The following is a 17,374-nucleotide window of genomic DNA, read 5'->3' on the forward strand; positions in this document are numbered from 1 at the left end:
TTTGTGCATCGCCCGCGATCCCTGATCAGTCACACAAGGGGAAATTCTCGGCGCTGGGGGGTAGTGAGTGAAGCAAATCCGTTCCCAGACCGGTCAGTTGTGGTGCTGAATGGGGGCTGCGGGGATACGCAACGGCGCACGCCCGGCACAGCGGGAGGGGTGTGCGCACCTGGCTCGGCTGAGAGGGGTTTGTTCGTGCACGCTTTCTCACACAGCACCGCATCGGCGCCGACGGCGGTCGCGGTTCCACCGCAACTCGCCCTCCCGGTGATCGAGGCCGAGTTCCCCCGGCAACTGCACCCGTATTGGCCGCAGCTACAGGAGAAGACCCGCCTCTGGCTCCTGGAAAAGCGGCTGATGACGGCGGACAAGGTGCAGGAATATGCCGATGGCCTTTGCTACACGGACCTCATGGCGGGGTACTACCTGGGCGCGTCCGACGAGGTCATCCAGGCGATATGCGACTACAGCGCCTGGTTCTTCGTCTGGGACGACCGCCACGACCGGGACGTCGTGCACCGCAGGCCGGCCGACTGGCGGCGGCTGCGGTTCCGACTGCACGCCGCCCTCGACGCACCCCTGCACCATCTGCACCACCCGGACACTCTGGTCGCGGGGTTCGCGGACAGTGTCGCCCGGCTGTACTCGTTCCTGCCGCCGACCTGGAACCAGCGCTTCGCCCGGCACTTCCACGCGGTGATCGAGGCGTACGACCGCGAGTTCCGCAACCGCACCTCGGGATACGTCCCCGGGGTGGAGGAGTACCTGGCCCTGCGGCGGCTCACCTTCGCCCACTGGATATGGACGGACCTGCTGGAGCCGAGCGCCGGGACCGAACTCCCGGACGCCGTACGGAAAAACCCGGCGTATCGCCGGCCGGCACTGCTCAGCCAGGAATTCGCCGCCTGGTACAACGACCTCTGCTCGCTGCCGAAGGAATTAGCGGGCGACGAGGTGCACAATCTCGGAATCAGTCTCGTCACCCACGAGGGAATGAGCCTGGAACAGGCGGTCGTGGAAGTCAGGCGACGCGTCGAGGAATGCATTCGTGAATTCCTGGTCGCCGAGCGGGCCGCGCTGCGGTTCGCCGACCGGCTCGACGACGGCACCGTGCGCGGAAAGGAAATCGGCACCGCCGTCACGGCCTGCGTCGGCAATATGCGGCACTGGTTCAGTTCCGTCTACTGGTTCCACCACGAATCCGGCCGTTACATGGTCGACAGCTGGGACGACCGGTCCACGCCCCCGTACGTCAACAACGAAGCGGCAGGTGAGAAATGACCGTCGAGTCCGTGAAACCCGCGACCGCCGAGGCCTCCGAACGCGGTGAACTGCGCGAACCGCCCCTGGCCGGCGGCAGGGTGCCGCTCCTCGGGCACGGCTGGCGGCTGGCCCGCGACCCGCTGGCCTTCATGTCCCGGCTGCGCGCCCACGGCGACATGGTGCGCCTCAGGCTCGGTCCCAAGGAGGTGTACGCCGTCACCACCCCGGAACTCACCGGCGCCCTCGCCCTGAGCCCGGACTTCGTCATCGCCGGCCCGCTGTGGGAGTCCCTGGAGGGTCTGCTCGGCAAGGAGGGCGTCGCCACCGCCAACGGCCCCCGCCACCGGCGCCAGCGCCGCACCATCCAGCCCGCGTTCAACCTCTCCGCGATCCCCGGTTACGGGCCGGTCATGGAGGAGGAGGCGCATGCGCTGACCGAGCGCTGGCGGCCCGGCTCCACCGTCGACTGCACCTCGGAGTCCTTCCGGGTGGCGGTCCGCATCGCCGCCCGCTGCCTGCTGCGCGGCGAGTACATGGACGAGCGCGCGGAGCGGCTCAGCGTCGACCTCTCGAGCGTCTTCCGCGGTATGTACCGGCGGATGGTCGTACCACTCGGCCCGCTGTACCGGCTGCCGTTGCCGGCCAACCGCGAATTCAACCGGGCGCTGGCCGATCTGCATCTCCTCGTCGACGAGATCGTCGCCGAGCGCCGGGCATCCGGTCAAAAGCCGGACGATTTGCTGACGGCATTGCTCGACGCGACGGACGAGAATGGCGACCCCATCGGGGAACAGGAGATCCACGACCAGGTGGTCGCGATACTCACCCCGGGCAGCGAAACGGTCGCCTCCACGATCATGTGGCTGCTCCAGGTCCTCGCCGAACACCCGGAACACGCCGAGAAGGTACGGACCGAGGTCGAATCCGTAACGGGCGGTCGACCGGTTGGTTTTGAACACGTCCGGCGGCTCGCCCACACCAACAATGTCGTCGTCGAGGCGATGCGTTTGCGGCCGGCCGTATGGATATTGACGCGGCGGGCCAAGGCCGACACCGAGCTCGGCGGCTATCGCATTCCGGCCGGGGCCGACATCGTCTACAGCCCCTACGCCATCCAGCGCGACCCGCACTCGTACGCCGGGCACCTCGACTTCGACCCCGGCCGCTGGCTGCCGGAGCGGGCGGGGGAGGTGCCCAAGTACGCCATGAGCCCCTTCAGCGTCGGCAACCGCAAGTGCCCCAGTGACCACTTCTCCATGGCCCAGCTCAGCCTGATCACGGCTGCCCTGTGCGCCAGGTACCGCTTCGAACAGGTCGCGGGGTCGGACGACACCACCCGGGTGGGCATCACGCTGCGCCCGCACCGGCTGCTGCTCGCGCCCGTGCCCTGGTGACCTGCCGGCCGGCAGGTCACGCCTGATACCGGCGCGCGCTCAGGCGGCCTGAGGGCCCCGGAACGCGCGCCGGTAGGCGTTCGGCGTGGTACCCAGCGCCCTCACGAACTGGTGCCGCAGCGCGGCCGCCGTCCCGAAGCCGGTGCGGCCCGCGATGGCGTCCATCGTCTCGTCCGTCCCCTCCAGCAACTCCTGTGCCAGCAGCACCCGTTGCCGCAGGATCCAGCGGTACGGCGTGGTGCCGGTCTCCTGCTGGAAGCGACGGGCGAAGGTGCGCGGGGCCATCAGGGCGCGGGCGGCCAGCTGTTCGACGGTGACCTCCTCGTCGAGGTGCTCCGTCATCCAGGCCAGCACCTCGCCGACCGTGTCGCAGGGGGCCTCGGGCAGCGGACGCTCGATGTACTGGGCCTGGCCGCCGTCCCGGTGCGGGGGCACCACCATCCGCCGGGCGATCTTCCTGGCGACCTCCGGGCCCTGCTCCTTGCGCACGATGTGCAGACAGGCGTCGATGCCGGCCGAGGTGCCCGCCGAGGTGATCACCGGGTCCTCGTCGACGTACAGCACGTCCGGCTCGACCCGGGTGCGCGGGTAGCGGCGGGCCAGCAGCTCCGCGTGCCGCCAGTGCACGGCGCACCGGCGCCCGTCCAGCAGCCCGGCCGCGCCGAGCACGAAGACACCGGAGCAGACGCTGAGCACCCTGGCCCCCCGGTCCACCGCCCGGCGCAGCGCGTCGAGCAGCTCGGGCGGGTAGTCCCGGGTGACATTGGCGTCCGCGGCCGGCACCGCGATCAGATCGGCCTCCTCGAGCCGGTCGAGACCGTACGGCGTGGACACGGTGAGACCGGGCACGTGGGTGCCGAGCGCCGGCCCCTCCGCCGAAACCACCGCGAAGTCGTACACCGGCAGCCCCTCGTCGGAGCGGTCGAGGCCGAAGACCTCGCAGACCACCCCGAGCTCGAAGGGGTGCAAGCCGTCGAGAAGCACTGTCGCCACGTTCCTCAGCATGCTGCCAGTGTGCCTCGCGACTGGCAGCAATTCGAGGGTGTGTGGCAGTGCTGCCACTCACGGTAAGGAGTGCGGAGCGCCACAGTGGTGTCCATGAACGCACACCAGATCGAAGGTCTCATCGGAATGGTCCTGGTCCTCGGCATCCTGGTCCTCATGGCCCTGCCGTCCGTGCTCGGCATCCTGCGCGACCGCCGCATCGACCGGCAGATCAGGCAGGCCCATGAGGACCGCGGGAAGCGGGAGGCTCAGAAGTCCTCGTCCAGGTCGACGGTGCCCTCCACCGCCACCTGGTACGCGGACGGACGCCGCTCGAAGAAGTTCGTCAGCTCCTGAACGCCCTGCAGCTCCATGAAGGAGAACGGGTTCTCCGAGCCGTACACCGGGGCGAAGCCCAGGCGGCCGAGCCGCTGGTCGGCGACGCACTCCAGGTACTGGCGCATCGAGTCCGTGTTCATGCCCGGCAGGCCGTCACCGCACAGGTCCCGGGCGAACTGCAGCTCCGCCTCGACGGCCTCCCGCAGCATGTCGGTGACCTGCTGCCTCAGCTCGTCGTCGAAGAGCTCCGGCTCCTCCTTGCGGACGGTGTCCACGACGTCGAACGCGAAGCTCATGTGCATCGTCTCGTCCCGGAACACCCAGTTGGTGCCGGTGGCGAGACCGTGCAGCAGACCCCGGCTGCGGAACCAGTAGACGTACGCGAAGGCGCCGTAGAAGAACAGGCCCTCGATGCACGCGGCGAAGCAGATCAGGTTGAGCAGGAAGCGCCGCCGGTCGGCCCGGGACTCCAGGCGGTCCAGGTTCTCCACCGAGTCCATCCACCGGAAGCAGAACTCCGCCTTCTCGCGGATGGACGGGATGTTCTCGACGGCGGCGAACGCGGCCGTACGGTCCTCCGGGTCGGGGAGGTAGGTGTCCAGGAGGGTCAGGTAGAACTGGACGTGGACGGCCTCCTCGAACAGCTGCCTGGAGAGGTACAGCCGGGCCTCGGGGGAGTTGATGTGCTTGTACAGCGTCAGCACCAGGTTGTTCGCGACGATCGAGTCACCGGTCGCGAAGAACGCGACCAGCCGGCCGATCAGGTGCTGCTCGGCGGGGCTGAGCCTGGCGAGGTCGGCGACGTCCGAGTGGAGGTCGACCTCCTCCACGGTCCAGGTGTTCTTGATGGCGTCCCGGTAGCGCTCGTAGAAGTCCGGGTAGCGCATGGGGCGCAGGGTCAGCTCGAAGCCCGGATCGAGAAGGTTCTGGTTACGGCTGGTCATTACTGGCAGGCCTCGCAGGACTCGGGGTTTTCCAGGGAGCAGGCGACGGCCTCGGGGTCCGGGGCGGCCTGCACGGGGACGGTGGCTCGGGCGGCGCGGGCGATCCGGGTCGCCGGGCGCGAGCGCAGGTAGTACGTCGTCTTCAGGCCCGACTTCCAGGCGTACGCGTACATCGAGGAGAGCTTGCCGATGGTCGGCGTCTCCAGGAACAGGTTCAGGGACTGGGCCTGGTCCAGGTACGGCGTGCGGGCCGCGGCCATGTCGATCAGGCCGCGCTGCGGGATCTCCCACGCCGTGCGGTAGAGGCGCCGTACGTTCTCGGGGATCCAGGTGAAGTCCTGCACCGAGCCGCCCGCGTCGCGCAGCGCCTCGCGGGTGCGGGCGTCCCAGACGCCGAGGTCCTTGAGGTCCTGCACCAGGTAGGAGTTGACCTGGAGGAACTCACCGGACAGCGTCTCGCGCTTGAAGAGGTTCGAGACCTGCGGCTCGATGCACTCGTAGACGCCCGCGATCGAGGCGATGGTGGCGGTGGGCGCGATGGCGAGAAGGAGGCTGTTGCGCAGGCCCGTGGCCGCGATCCGGGCGCGCAGCGCCGCCCAGCGCTCCGGCCAGGTGAACTCGACGCCGTAGTGGTCGGGGTGCAGTACGCCCTGCGCGGTACGGGTCTTCTCCCAGGCCGGCAGCCGGCCGCCGCGCTCGGCCAGGTCGGCGGAGGCCTCGTACGCGGCGAGCATGATCCGCTCGGCGATCCGGGTCGAAAGGGCCCTGGCCTCGGGGGAGTCGAAGGGCAGGCGCAGCTTGAAGAAGACGTCCTGGAGGCCCATCGCGCCCAGGCCGACCGGCCGCCACCTGGCGTTGGACCGGCCCGCCTGCTCGGTCGGGTAGAAGTTGATGTCGACGACCCGGTCGAGGAAGGTGACGGCGGTGCGGACGGTGTCGTCGAGCCGTTCCCAGTCGATGTCCCCGTTGCTCACGAACGCGCCGAGGTTCACGGACCCCAGGTTGCAGACCGCCGTCTCGCCGTCGTCCGTGACCTCCAGGATCTCCGTGCAGAGGTTGGAGGAGTGGATGACGTGCCCGGGCAGGGCGGTCTGGTTCGCGGTGCGGTTGGCCGCGTCCTTGAAGGTCATCCAGCCGTTGCCGGTCTGCGCGAGGGTACGCATCATCCGGCCGTACAGCTCACGGGCCGGGATGGTCTTGCGGGCCAGGCCCTTCTCCTCCGCCGCCCGGTAGGCCGCGTCGAACTCCGCGCCCCACAGGTCCACCAGCTCCGGCACGTCGGCGGGGGAGAACAGCGACCACCGCTGGTCGGCGTCGACCCGGCGCATGAACTCGTCCGGGACCCAGTGCGCGAGGTTGAGGTTGTGGGTACGGCGGGCGTCCTCACCGGTGTTGTCGCGCAGCTCCAGGAACTCCTCGATGTCGGAGTGCCAGGTCTCCAGGTAGACCGCGGCCGCGCCCTTGCGCCGGCCGCCCTGGTTCACGGCGGCGACCGAGGCGTCCAGGGTCTTCAGGAACGGCACGATGCCGTTGGAGTGCCCGTTGGTGCCACGGATCAGGGAACCGCGGGAGCGGATGCGGCTGTACGAGAGGCCGATGCCGCCGGCGTGCTTCGAGAGCCGGGCCACCTGGTGGTAGCGGTCGTAGATCGAGTCCAGCTCGTCCTTCGGGGAGTCCAGGAGGTAGCAGGACGACATCTGGGGGTGCCGGGTGCCGGAGTTGAAGAGGGTGGGGGAGGACGGGAGGTAGTCGAGGCGGCTCATGAGCCCGTAGAGCGCGGCGACTTCGTCGGCCGCCCCGGCGCTGTCGTCCTCGGCGAGGCCGGCGGCGACGCGGAGCAGGAAGTGCTGGGGGGTTTCGATGACCTTGCGGGTGATCGGGTGCCGCAGCAGGTAACGGCTGTGCAGGGTGCGCAGGCCGAAGTAGCCGAAGCGGTCGTCGGCGGCGGGGTCGACGAGCGTGTCCAGACGCCGGGCGTGCAGCCGTACGAAGTCGGCGGTCCGGTCGGCGATGAGCCCCTCCCGATGCCCCACCGCCACGGACTCGGTGAACGACGTCACGCCCTGCGAGGCGGCCTCGGCGCGGATGGAGACGGTGAGCAGGCGCGCGGCCAGCCGCGAGTAGGCGGGGTCCTCCGAGATCAGACCGGCGGCGGCCTCGGTGGCCAGCTCGCGCAACTCCGCGTCGTCGGCCCGGGCGGACCGGCCACGCAACGCGGCGGCGGCGACCCGGCCGGGGTCGGCGTCGGGGAGGTCGGCGGTCAGCTCGGCCAGGGTCCGCAGCAGCGCGGTACCGGGACCGTCCTCTTCCGCGGAGGTGGTCGCTGAAGCCGGGTCGGCTGGCGCGATGGTCACGTGGGGCTCTCCCTCGCTCGGCACGGGGCCTGGCGGAGGGCAGGGGGCAGCACGAACGCGCGCGGGCACGCATCGGGACCCTGGCCCACTCCACGAGGCCCGGACGTCACAACGCCCTGACCGGGTGGCCGGGCGCGCTGTCGGCAGGTCCTCGGACTGACTCCTGTGCACAGACGTGCACAAGTACACCGTTGCGGGACAGTTCCGGATTCGCACCGGATTCCCCTGCGGCGACAGCGAGCATGAGCATACATCTGGTGCCGGGCTGTCGTGTCACCCCCACATGTTGTGTCGCGGTGGTGTCAGAGCGTCAACTGGTAGGTGAGAAGAGTGAGGTCGTCCAGGTGCGGTACGGGATTCCAGTCCCGCTCCGGCGTGCGGACGAAGCCGAGGCGTTCGTAGATCCGGTGCGCGGTGTGCATGCCGCGCTGGCTCGACAGGACGACGGCCGTGCAGCCCACGGTGGCCCGTGCGCGGTCGACGCAGGCGCGCGCGAGGGCCACACCGGCGCCCCGGCCGCGGGCCTCGTGCGCGACCGCGAGCGCCCTGATCTCGGCCTCGCCGGGGCGTGCGATGTCGGCGACCGGACCGGGGCCGGAGACGAACGTGACTCCCCCGAGGAGCCGTTCGCCCTCCACGGCGACGAGCACCTCGGCGGCGGCCGCCCGGCGCGCGACGTCCTTCAGCACGGGCAGGTACTCGTCGCCCTCGCCGTAGTCGAGGAGGCCGTCCTGGAGGTAGGCCTGGGCGGTTATCTCGCCCAGGGCGGCATACTCGGCGGGGTCCGCGGACCGGATCGTGATGTCCATGGTGCGAGTCTGCCGGAGGCCACTGACACCACGACGCGAACCGTCCGTCACCCGCCGGCGAGGAGGCCGCCCGGGGCATCGCCCGGCGGCCGCGGCAGGGCGTACCTGAGGGCCCCATCCGCTCGTCGGCGGGCGCGCCGAGCGCCGGGAGCCGTGGCAGGGCGCACCTGAGGGCGGGGAGCCGTGGCAGGGCGCACCCGCGGGCCCCACCCCCTCGTCCGGCGGGCGCGCCGAGCGCCCTGAGACGCCGCTGCCGTCCCTGCACCGCACGAGCCCTGAGCCGCTGCGGCCGGAGCTGTGGCGCCGTACCTGGGCACCGCCCGTCCCCGGCGCCCGGGCGAGCGCGTCCCGAACCGGACCGCTTCCGGGACGCGATGGCCGGGCGCACCCGCGAACAGCCGCGGGTGCGCCCGGCCGGGTCTCGTCAGTGCGCGGATCCCGCGACGGCCGGCGGGAGTTCGACCTCCACGCCCGGCTCGCCCGCGTCCGCCGTGTAGTCCGCAGGGCTGGTCTCGTCGATGCCCTCGGGGGCCTTGAAAGCCTTCAGGGCGAAGGTCAGGACCACGGTGACGGCGATGTTGAGGACGAACGCGGTGAGGCCGATGTAGCCGATCTCGCCGATGCCGGGGATCTCCTTGGAGGAGCCGCCGAAGTGCTTCTGGGTGGGGGAGGCGACGCCGTACGCGGCGACCGTGCCGTAGACCATGCCCACCGCCCAGCCCGCCAGCAGGGCCCAGCGGTGGAACCAGCGGGTGAACAGGCCGCCGACCAGGGCCGGGAAGGTCTGCAGGATCCAGATGCCGCCGAGCAGCTGGAAGTTGATGGCGACCGTCTTGTCCATGGTGAGGACGAACACCAGCGCGCCGACCTTCACCAGCAGGGACACCAGCTTGGAAACCTGGGCCTCCTGCTTCGGTGTGGCGTCCGGCTTGATGAAGTCCCGGTAGATGTTGCGGGTGAAGAGGTTCGCGGCCGCGATGGACATGATGGCCGCCGGGACCAGGGCGCCGATGCCGATCGCGGCGAAGGCGACCCCGGCGAACCAGTCCGGGAACATGTTCTCGAACAGCTGGGGGATGGCCAGCTGGCCGTTGGTGACCTTGACGCCGGCCGCGATCGCCATGAAGCCCAGCAGGGCGAGCAGGCCCAGCATCAGGGAGTACAGCGGCAGGATCGTGGTGTTGCGGCGGATCACCTCACGGCTCTTGGAGGAGAGCGTCGCGGTGATCGAGTGCGGGTACATGAACAGGGCCAGCGCGGAGCCCAGCGCCAGGGTGGCGTACGTCCACTGGCCGGCCTGCGCCGGGACCAGGGCGCCGCGCGGCTTGCCGGTCGCCGGGTTGGTCTGGGCGAACGCGGCGCCCGCCTTGGCGAAGATGTCGTCGAAGCCGCCCAGCTTGATCGGGATGTAGATGATCGCCACCGCGATGACGATGTAGATCAGCGCGTCCTTCACGAAGGCGATCAGGGCGGGGGCCCGCAGACCGGAGGAGTAGGTGTAGGCCGCCAGCACGCCGAAGGCGATGAGGAGCGGGAGGTCCTTCACGAACCAGTTGGTGCCGTCGCCGCCGCCGACGCCCATCACGTCGAGCACCGCCTGGATGCCCACGAGCTGCAGCGCGATGTACGGCATCGTCGCCAGGATGCCGGTCAGCGCGACGGCCAGCGAGAGGCCCTTGGAGCCGAAGCGGCCGCGCACGAAGTCCGAGGTCGTCACATAGCCGTGCTTGTGCGAGACCGACCACAGGCGCGGCAGGAACGTGAAGATCAGCGGGTAGACCAGGATCGTGTACGGCACCGCGAAGAAGCCGGCCGCGCCCGCCGCGTAGATCGCCGCCGGCACGGCGACGAAGGTGTACGCCGTGTACAGGTCGCCGCCGAGCAGGAACCAGGTGATCCAGGTCCCGAACGACCGGCCGCCGAGGCCCCACTCGTCGAGGGAGTGCTCGTTCTCGGCCTTGCGCCAGCGCGCGGCCCAGAAGCCGATGACCGTGACGGCCAGGAAGAGGAAGACGAAGACGCCGAGCGCGACGCCGTTCACACCGTCCTTCACTTTGCCGCACCCCCGCTCGCGCTCGCGGCGGCCTTGCGGGCGCGCTGGTCGCGCTGCCACAGCTGGTAGGCGGTCATCGTGAGCGCGGTGGAGAGCAGCACCCACAGCATCTGGTACCAGTAGAAGAACGGGATCCCGATGAACACCGGGTCCGTCTTGGAGTACGAGCCCACCCACAGCATCGCCACGAAGGGCGCTAGCAGGCACAGGGCGATGGCGACGCGCACAGGCGTCACCACCGCCGCCTTGGTCACATCGGACGCATCTGACATCTCGCGGCTCCGTCCCCTCACTGACCGCACGGCGATCACCGTTGTTCACCTGCGTAATGCGCAGGCAATCATGGCGAACGCGCGAGGTCAGCGGAAGACCTCATCCGCATATCAGCATGTCGATTTGGTGGAGAAGAGTGACGAGTCGTCAGGAGGGGCGGGTGTGACGCGGGTGAGAACGCCTCGGTCCTGTGGCCGCTGAGCCGGGCCACGCTGTGCTTTCCCGGGGTGCCCCCTCGGACCCCAGCCGACCCGACCCCGGCCAGGTCTCATTCCGCAGGCCTTATTCCGCGGGCCGCTTCAGCCTGGCCACGAACTTGTAGCGGTCGCCGCGGTACACCGAGCGCACCCATTCCACCGGCTGGCCCTCGTGGTCCAGGGAGTGCCGGGAGAGCATCAGCATCGGCAGGCCCACGTCGGTGCCGAGCAGGCCGGCCTCGCGCGGAGTCGCCAGCGAGGTCTCGATGGTCTCCTCGGCCTCGGCGAGATGGACGTCGTACACCTCGGCGAGGGCGGTGTACAGGGACGTGTACTTGACGAGGGAGCGGCGCAGGGCCGGGAAGCGCTTCGCGCTCAGGTGGGTGGTCTCGATCGCCATCGGCTCGCCGTTGGCCATGCGCAGCCGCTCGATGCGCAGCACCCGGCCGCCGGCGCTTATGTCGAGCAGGCCGGCGAGCCGGTCGTCGGCGGTGATGTAGCCGATGTCCAGCAGCTGCGAGGTCGGCTCCAGGCCCTGGGCCCGCATGTCCTCGGTGTACGAGGTGAGCTGGAGCGCCTGGGAGACCTTGGGCTTGGCGACGAAGGTGCCCTTGCCCTGGATGCGCTCAAGGCGGCCCTCGACCACCAGTTCCTGGAGGGCCTGGCGGACGGTGGTGCGGGAGGTGTCGAACTCGGCGGCCAGGGTGCGCTCGGGCGGGACCGGGGTGCCGGGGGCCTGTGTCTCGGTCATTTCGAGCAGGTGCTTCTTCAGGCGGTAGTACTTGGGCACGCGCGCGGTACGGACGGCTGTCCCGCTCTCGTTCTCCGCCCTGCTGACGTCGGTGCTCATGCTCCGCCTTCCCGGCTCCGGTGCTGCTCGCCTCGCTGGCACGGCAGCGTACCGGGATGCGCCCTGCACGCTGCGTGATCCCCTCTGTATACCGTCGCGGACTGTTCTGGTCTAGTCCATCACTCAAGTGGTCTACCGGAATTGTCTCGTCCGCGCCCCGGGTTTTCGAGGGGTTCTTACTTAAAGGTTCCTGCATATGTAGGTCGCATAACGGCTGGTCGGAGCCTATTCGACCGCCCTTGACAGGCCTGCTGGTCTGGGCCAAGCTTCCCGCACTGGTCTACACCATTGGTCCAGGTCCCGGCCCAACGCTCGTGCGGGGAGGCAGGGGGGTTTGTGGCATCCCTGAGGAGGGTGGCGTGAAGCGCAAGCTGATAGCCGCGATGGGTATCGCGGGCATGGTCGTCTCCATCGCGGCGTGTGGCAACGACAGCAAGGACGACAACAAGGCGCAGGGCTCGGACGCCAAGGAGCTGACCGTCTGGCTCACGGTGGACGCCCAGAACAACTGGCCGAACCTGGTGAAGGCCGCCGACGCCGCCGTGCAGAAGAAGCACCCCGGCATCAAGATCAAGCACGAGTACTACGGCTGGCCGGACAAGAACCCCAAGCTGGACGCCGTCCTCGCCACGGACAAGGCCCCCGACGTGGTCGAGATGGGCAACACCGAGATGCTCAGCTACATGGTCAAGGGCGCCTTCGCCCCCGTCGACGCCTCCCAGTTCACCAACTCCGGCCAGTGGCTCGACGGCCTCAAGGCCTCCGTCACCTACCAGGGCAAGACCTACGGCGTGCCCTACTACGCCGGTGGCCGCGTCGCCAACTGGCGCAAGGACATCGCCGCCTCGGCCGGCATCACGACCACGCCGAAGACCTACGCCGAACTGACCGCCGACCTGGACAAGATCCAGAAGAAGGAAGGCGACAAGTTCAGCGCCTGGTACCAGCCCACCCGCGACTGGTACGCGGCCATGTCCTTCGTCTACGACGCCGGCGGCTCCATCGCCGTGGAGAACGGCGGCAAGTGGCAGGGCAACCTCTCCTCGGCCGAGTCCGTCAAGGGCCTCACCGAGTTCAAGAACGTCATCGACAAGTACATGCACGGTGACAAGACCAAGGACGAGTCCGACCGCTACATCGTCTACGGCCAGGGCAAGTCGGCCATGATCTTCGGTGCCGCCTGGGAGGGCGCGACGGCGGCCGACCCGAAGAACGACAAGACCGGCGGCAAGCTGAAGGACAACCTCGTCAACTTCGTGATGCCCGGCCCGTCCGGCAAGAGCATGCCGGTCTTCCTGGGCGGCTCCGACCTCGCCGTCCCGGTGAAGTCCAAGGCGCAGGCCGTCGCCGCCGAGTGGATCAACGCGTTCACCGGTCCCTCCGGCCAGAAGGGCCTGATGGCCAAGGGCAACCTGCCCAACAACAAGACCGACCTCGCGACGCTGAAGAGCGACCCGGCGACCGCGGTGCCGGCCGAGGCGGCCGAGTCCAACTGGTTCGTGCCGATGGCGCCGGGCTGGGGCCAGGTCGAGAAGGCGCAGGTGCTGCAGAACATGCTGCAGAACATCGGCACCGGCAAGGAGACGGTCCAGGCGGCGGCCAAGGAGGCCGACGCGGCCATCGACAAGGTCATCAACAGCACCAACTAGTGGCCCGCGGCCGGGCCTGGCCGACGGGGGCAGGTCCGGCCGGTGGGTTCCGTAAGAAAGTGCCGCGTTGGGTTGTGGGCCGCCGCGGGTGCGTTGTGGCTGGTCGCGCACACGCGGCGGTAGCCGCAGGTGGATACCGCCCCGCGCCCCTTCGGGGGCGCGGCACCTGACGTTTCTTGATCTGCTTAGGAGCGCACGATGAGTGCCGTTGATACGACCACACCCGCCAAGGTGCTGGCACCGCCACCGGACTCCCCGCAGAGACCACGCGTGAACCGGCGTTCCGGCGGGCCCGCCGTGCCCTGGCTGCTGCTCGCGCCCTGCCTGGCGATCCTCGGGCTCGTCCTCGGCTACCCCCTCTACCGGCTGGTCACCCTGTCCTTCCAGATGTTCGGGCAGTCCCAGCTGTGGGGGTTCAAGCCGGCCGAGTGGGTCGGGTTCGGCAACTTCTCCAAGGTGCTGGGTGACAGCGAGTTCTGGCAGGTCGTGCTGCGCACGATCGTCTTCGCCGTCGGCTGCGTGGTCTTCACCATGGTGATCGGCATGCTCGTCGCCCTGCTGCTGCAGCGCGTCTCCGGCTGGGTGAAGACGCTGGTCAACATCGTGCTGGTGGCCAGCTGGGGCATGCCCGTCATCGTCGCCACCACGCTCTTCAAGTGGCTCTTCGACTCCGACTACGGCATCCTCAACGCCCTGCTCAGCAAGCTCCCGGGCGTGCAGATGATCGGCCACAACTGGTTCGCCAGCGGACCACAGGGCCTGGCCGTGATCATGCTCCTGGTGGTGTGGGGGGCCGTGCCCTTCGTGGTCATCACGCTGGGCGCCGGCCTGACCCAGGTCCCCAGTGAACTGGAGGAGGCGGCCCGGCTCGACGGCGCGGGCGCCTGGGGCGTGTTCCGCTACGTCACGCTCCCCATCCTCAAGCCGATCATCGTGATGCTCACGACGCTGTCGGTCATCTGGGACATGGGCGTCTTCCCGCAGGTCTTCGTGATGCGCGGCGGCCATCCCGAACCCGAGTTCCAGCTGCTGACCACCTACTCCTACGACCGCGCCTTCGTGGTCAACGACTACGGACAGGGCTCCGCGATCGCCCTGCTCACCGTGCTCCTCCTGCTCGGTGTCGTCGCCGTGTACATGCGCCAGATGCTGAAGATCGGAGAGGTCGAATGAGCACCGTCGCCACCCCCGGCCGCAGGAAGTCGAAGGCCGGCTGGAACCTCCTCGGCCTCCTCGTCTTCGTCGTCGCCGGCTTCCCCGTCTACTGGATGGTCAACACGGCCTTCAAGCCGGCGAAGGACGCCATCGACCCGGACCCGAGCCTGCTGCCCACCGGCCTCACCCTGTCCAACTTCCGCCGCGCGCTGGACATCGCCGACTTCTGGGGTCCGGTCGGCCGCAGCCTGATCGTCTCGCTCTCGGTCGTCGTGATCGGCATGGTCATCGGCCTGCTGGCCGCCCTCGCCATCTCCCGGTTCGCCTTCCGCGGCCGGAAGGTCGTGATCGTCGGCATCCTCGCCGTCCAGATGATCCCGCTGGTCGCCATGATCATCCCGGTCTTCCTGCTCCTCAACGACCTGGACCAGTACGACAAACTCAGCGGCCTGATCATCACCTACCTGACCTTCATCCTGCCGTTCACGGTGTGGACCCTGCGGGGCTTCATCGTCAACATCCCGAAGGAGCTGGAGGAGGCCGCCATGGTCGACGGCTGCTCCCGCACCGGCGCCTTCGTCCGCGTGGTCTTCCCGCTGCTCGCCCCCGGCATGGTCGCCACCTCGGTCTACGCCTTCATCCAGGCCTGGAACGAGTACCTCTACGCCCTGATGCTGCTCAGCCAGGAGCACCAGACCGCGACCGTCTGGCTCGCCAACTTCTCCACCAAGCACGGCACCGAATACGCCCCGATGATGGCCGGCGCCACGATGATGGCCGTGCCGATCGTCGTCCTCTTCCTCCTCGTTCAGCGCAAGATGGCCGCGGGCCTCACCGCGGGCGCCGTGAAGGGATAACCCCATCCGATGACGACATTCGCCAGCGGTACGGCTGCGTTCAATTCAAAAGACGGACTCACGCGCGACGCGCTGACCGTCCTCCAGCCGGGCTTCACCGGCACCACCGCCCCCGACTGGCTGCTGCGCCGGCTCGGCGAAGGCCTGGCCGGCGTGGGCGTGTTCGGCCGCAACATCGTCTCGGCCGAACAACTCGCGGCTCTCACGGCCCAGTTGCGCGCCGAGCGGGGCGACGTCCTGGTGGCGATCGACGAGGAGGGCGGTGACGTCACCCGCCTCGAGGTGCGCACCGGCTCCTCCTTCCCCGGCAACCACGCCCTCGGCGCCGTCGACGACCCGGAGCTGACCCGGCAGGTCGCCCTCGAACTGGGCCGCCGCCTCGCCGCCTGCGGGGTGAACTTCAACTGGGCCCCGTCCGCCGACGTGAACTCCAACTCCGCCAACCCCGTCATCGGCGTCCGCTCCTTCGGCGCCGACCAGGACCTGGTCGCCCGTCACACCGCCGCCTACGTCACCGGCCTCCAGGCGGCCGGGGTGGCGGCCTGCACCAAGCACTTCCCGGGCCACGGCGACACCGCCGTCGACTCCCACCTCGCCGTGCCCCGCATCGACGCGCCCGCCGACGTCCTGCGCGCCCGCGAGCTGGTCCCCTTCCGCGCCGCCGTCGCCGCCGGCACCCGCGCGGTGATGAGCGCGCACATCCTGGTCCCCGCCCTGGACCCGGCCCGGCCCGGGACGCTGTCCCACCCCGTCCTGACCGACCTCCTCCGCGGCGAACTCGGCTACGACGGACTGATCGTCACCGACGGCATAGAGATGCGGGCCATCGCCGGGACCTATGGCATCGAACACGGCAGCGTACTGGCGATCGCCGCCGGAGCCGACGCGATCTGCGTGGGCGGCGGCCTCTCGGACGACGAGACGGTACGACGGCTGCGCGACGCCCTGGTCGCGGCCGTCCGCTCCGGCGAACTCCCCGAGGAGCGCCTGGCGGACGCGGCGCGGCGGGTACGGGCACTGGCGGACTGGACGGCCACCGCGCCGGCGGCGCACCCCGACCCCGCCCTGACGGACATCGGCCTCGTCGCCGCCCGGCGAGCGTTGCGTGTGACGCGCGTCGACGCTTCCACACCGCCGACCGGGCCCCTCTTCGTCGCCGTCCTCACCCCCGAGACCAACATCGCGGTGGGCACGGAGACACCCTGGGGCGTGGCCGCCGAGCTGGACCGCCTCCTGCCCGGCACCGAGACCGGCAGCTTCGCCGGCGCGGACGCGGGCCACGCGGCGATCGCGGCGGCGGGGGAGCGCCGTGTCGTCGCGGTGGTACGCGACGAACACCGTCACCCCTGGATGAGCCGGGCCCTGGACACCCTGCTCAAGGCCCGCCCCGACACGATCGTGGTGGAGATGGGCCTGCCCCAGGCCGCGCCCCGGGGCGCCCTGCACATCGCGACACACGGCGCGGCACGGGTGTGCGGCGTGGCGGCGGCCGAGGTCATCGCGGGCGTCGGCGCCTAGCGCGCCCCACCCGGAGTGGTCCCCGGCCCCGGCCCCGGCACCGTCACCGGGCGGGGGGACCGCACGCCGAACCACTGCTCGGCGCCCCACGCCTGGAAACGCTCCAGTTCGGTGAACCCGAGCTTGGCCGCGAGGCGCATCGAGCGGACGTTGGCGGTCTGGGTGTAGAGCACCACCGGCTCACCGGGAAGAACGCCGGAGAACCAGTCGAGCGCCGCCGCGCAGGCCTCGGTGGCGTACCCGTGTCCCCACGCCTGCGGCAGGAACAGGTAGCCGAGCTCGGTCTCCCCGGCCGCCCGGCGGTCGGGCGAACGCTCGGGGGCGTGCTGCTTGAGCTCGACGGTGGCGATCGCCGCCCCGTCGAGCTCCACCACGAAGAAACCGGGGCGCCGCCCGGGCACCTCGGGCACCGTGCGTTCGAGCTCGTCACGCGGTCGAGGCCCACCGAGGTAGGCACTCACCTCGGGCGACGCGTTCAGCTCGATGGCCAGCGCGCGGTCCCGGGCCTCGGACTCGCGAAGCACCAGCCGCTCGGTCTTGATGGGGTCAGGCGGCCAGGCGCCGGTTCCTAACACAGTCATGGCGGGCAACCTATCCCACGCCCCGCGGGCCCCGAACCCGCCTCGCACCGAACCAGGCAGACGAGTCCGCTAAATCCCCTGCCAGTCGGGCTTGTTGGCAAAGGTGTGCCGGAAGTAGTCCGCGAACTTCAGCTTGGACGCGGCTGCCTCGTCG

General features: G+C 69.8%; 15 protein-coding genes, 1 pseudogene and 1 riboswitch. Of the genes and pseudogenes, 7 read left to right on the plus strand and 9 right to left on the minus strand.

The genetic code is table 11. The features are described 5' to 3' along the window. Positions 1–195 precede the first annotated feature (195 nt). Together cyc1 and LQ326_RS34320 are read left to right on the plus strand one after the other, a co-directional pair. Positions 196–1,281: an epi-isozizaene synthase gene (gene cyc1, locus LQ326_RS34315; protein ID WP_234542970.1), complete on the plus strand. Its 1,086-nt coding sequence runs from the start codon at positions 196–198 to the stop codon at positions 1,279–1,281. Then, entirely contained in the window at positions 1,278–2,657 is a 1,380-nt protein-coding gene (locus LQ326_RS34320; protein WP_234542971.1) for a bifunctional albaflavenone monooxygenase/terpene synthase, read from the plus strand. Before cyc1 ends, LQ326_RS34320 begins: the two co-directional genes overlap by 4 nt. 39 nt (positions 2,658–2,696) lie before the next feature. Here LQ326_RS34320 and LQ326_RS34325 read toward each other — a convergent pair whose 3' ends face one another. Then, positions 2,697–3,662, minus strand: a complete 966-nt coding sequence (locus tag LQ326_RS34325; protein WP_234542972.1) for a helix-turn-helix domain-containing protein — start codon at positions 3,660–3,662, stop codon at positions 2,697–2,699. A gap of 93 nt (positions 3,663–3,755) precedes the next feature. Here LQ326_RS34325 and LQ326_RS34330 point away from each other — a divergent pair, with 93 nt between their 5' ends. Continuing rightward, on the plus strand, positions 3,756–3,998 hold the full coding sequence (locus tag LQ326_RS34330) for a hypothetical protein (protein WP_234542973.1): 243 nt from the start codon (positions 3,756–3,758) through the stop codon (positions 3,996–3,998). Here LQ326_RS34330 and LQ326_RS34335 read toward each other — a convergent pair. The 6 genes from LQ326_RS34335 to LQ326_RS34360 form a co-directional block, all read right to left on the minus strand. After that, positions 3,911–4,924, minus strand: coding sequence for a ribonucleotide-diphosphate reductase subunit beta (locus LQ326_RS34335; protein ID WP_234542974.1), 1,014 nt, complete (start codon positions 4,922–4,924; stop codon positions 3,911–3,913). The genes LQ326_RS34330 and LQ326_RS34335 overlap by 88 nt on opposite strands. Continuing rightward, the gene (locus LQ326_RS34340) at positions 4,924–7,278 is read right to left on the minus strand and encodes a ribonucleoside-diphosphate reductase subunit alpha (protein ID WP_234542975.1); all 2,355 of its coding nucleotides are present in this window, start codon (positions 7,276–7,278) and stop codon (positions 4,924–4,926) included. The genes LQ326_RS34335 and LQ326_RS34340 overlap by 1 nt, the downstream gene beginning before the upstream one ends. Before the next feature lie 125 nt (positions 7,279–7,403). Further along, positions 7,404–7,528, minus strand: a riboswitch (cobalamin riboswitch). 52 nt (positions 7,529–7,580) lie between these two features. Continuing rightward, positions 7,581–8,087, minus strand: coding sequence for a GNAT family N-acetyltransferase (locus LQ326_RS34345; protein WP_234542976.1), 507 nt, complete (start codon positions 8,085–8,087; stop codon positions 7,581–7,583). 424 nt (positions 8,088–8,511) lie between these two features. Continuing rightward, complete coding sequence (gene mctP, locus LQ326_RS34350; protein WP_234542977.1) at positions 8,512–10,140, minus strand: monocarboxylate uptake permease MctP; 1,629 nt, start codon at positions 10,138–10,140, stop codon at positions 8,512–8,514. Continuing rightward, the gene (locus LQ326_RS34355) at positions 10,137–10,412 is read right to left on the minus strand and encodes a DUF3311 domain-containing protein (RefSeq protein WP_181806312.1); all 276 of its coding nucleotides are present in this window, start codon (positions 10,410–10,412) and stop codon (positions 10,137–10,139) included. Before LQ326_RS34355 ends, mctP begins: the two co-directional genes overlap by 4 nt. A gap of 283 nt (positions 10,413–10,695) precedes the next feature. Beyond that, positions 10,696–11,460: a GntR family transcriptional regulator gene (locus LQ326_RS34360; RefSeq protein WP_234542978.1), complete on the minus strand. Its 765-nt coding sequence runs from the start codon at positions 11,458–11,460 to the stop codon at positions 10,696–10,698. 359 nt (positions 11,461–11,819) lie between these two features. On the opposite strand from LQ326_RS34360, the gene LQ326_RS34365 reads away from it, so the two are divergent. From LQ326_RS34365 to LQ326_RS34380, 4 genes are all read left to right on the plus strand, one after another. After that, a complete protein-coding gene (locus LQ326_RS34365; protein WP_234542979.1) occupies positions 11,820–13,109 on the plus strand; it encodes an extracellular solute-binding protein in 1,290 nt (429 codons plus the stop codon). Between the two features lie 198 nt (positions 13,110–13,307). Further along, positions 13,308–14,282 carry a carbohydrate ABC transporter permease gene (locus LQ326_RS34370; protein ID WP_234542980.1) on the plus strand — a complete coding sequence of 325 codons (975 nt, stop codon included), beginning with the start codon at positions 13,308–13,310 and terminating at the stop codon, positions 14,280–14,282. Next, positions 14,279–15,121: a carbohydrate ABC transporter permease gene (locus LQ326_RS34375; RefSeq protein WP_234542981.1), complete on the plus strand. Its 843-nt coding sequence runs from the start codon at positions 14,279–14,281 to the stop codon at positions 15,119–15,121. Before LQ326_RS34370 ends, LQ326_RS34375 begins: the two co-directional genes overlap by 4 nt. A 9-nt stretch (positions 15,122–15,130) precedes the next feature. Next, entirely contained in the window at positions 15,131–16,639 is a 1,509-nt protein-coding gene (locus tag LQ326_RS34380; protein ID WP_234542982.1) for a glycoside hydrolase family 3 protein, read from the plus strand. Here LQ326_RS34380 and LQ326_RS34385 read toward each other — a convergent pair. Together LQ326_RS34385 and LQ326_RS34390 are read right to left on the minus strand one after the other, a co-directional pair. Further along, entirely contained in the window at positions 16,636–17,220 is a 585-nt protein-coding gene (locus LQ326_RS34385) for a GNAT family N-acetyltransferase (protein WP_234542983.1), read from the minus strand. The genes LQ326_RS34380 and LQ326_RS34385 overlap by 4 nt on opposite strands. A 69-nt stretch (positions 17,221–17,289) precedes the next feature. Next, positions 17,290–17,374: pseudogene (locus tag LQ326_RS34390) on the minus strand (glucosamine-6-phosphate deaminase); the annotation flags it as partial.

The sequence above is a fragment of the Streptomyces shenzhenensis genome (assembly GCF_021462265.1).
Lineage (GTDB): Bacteria > Actinomycetota > Actinomycetes > Streptomycetales > Streptomycetaceae > Streptomyces > Streptomyces shenzhenensis.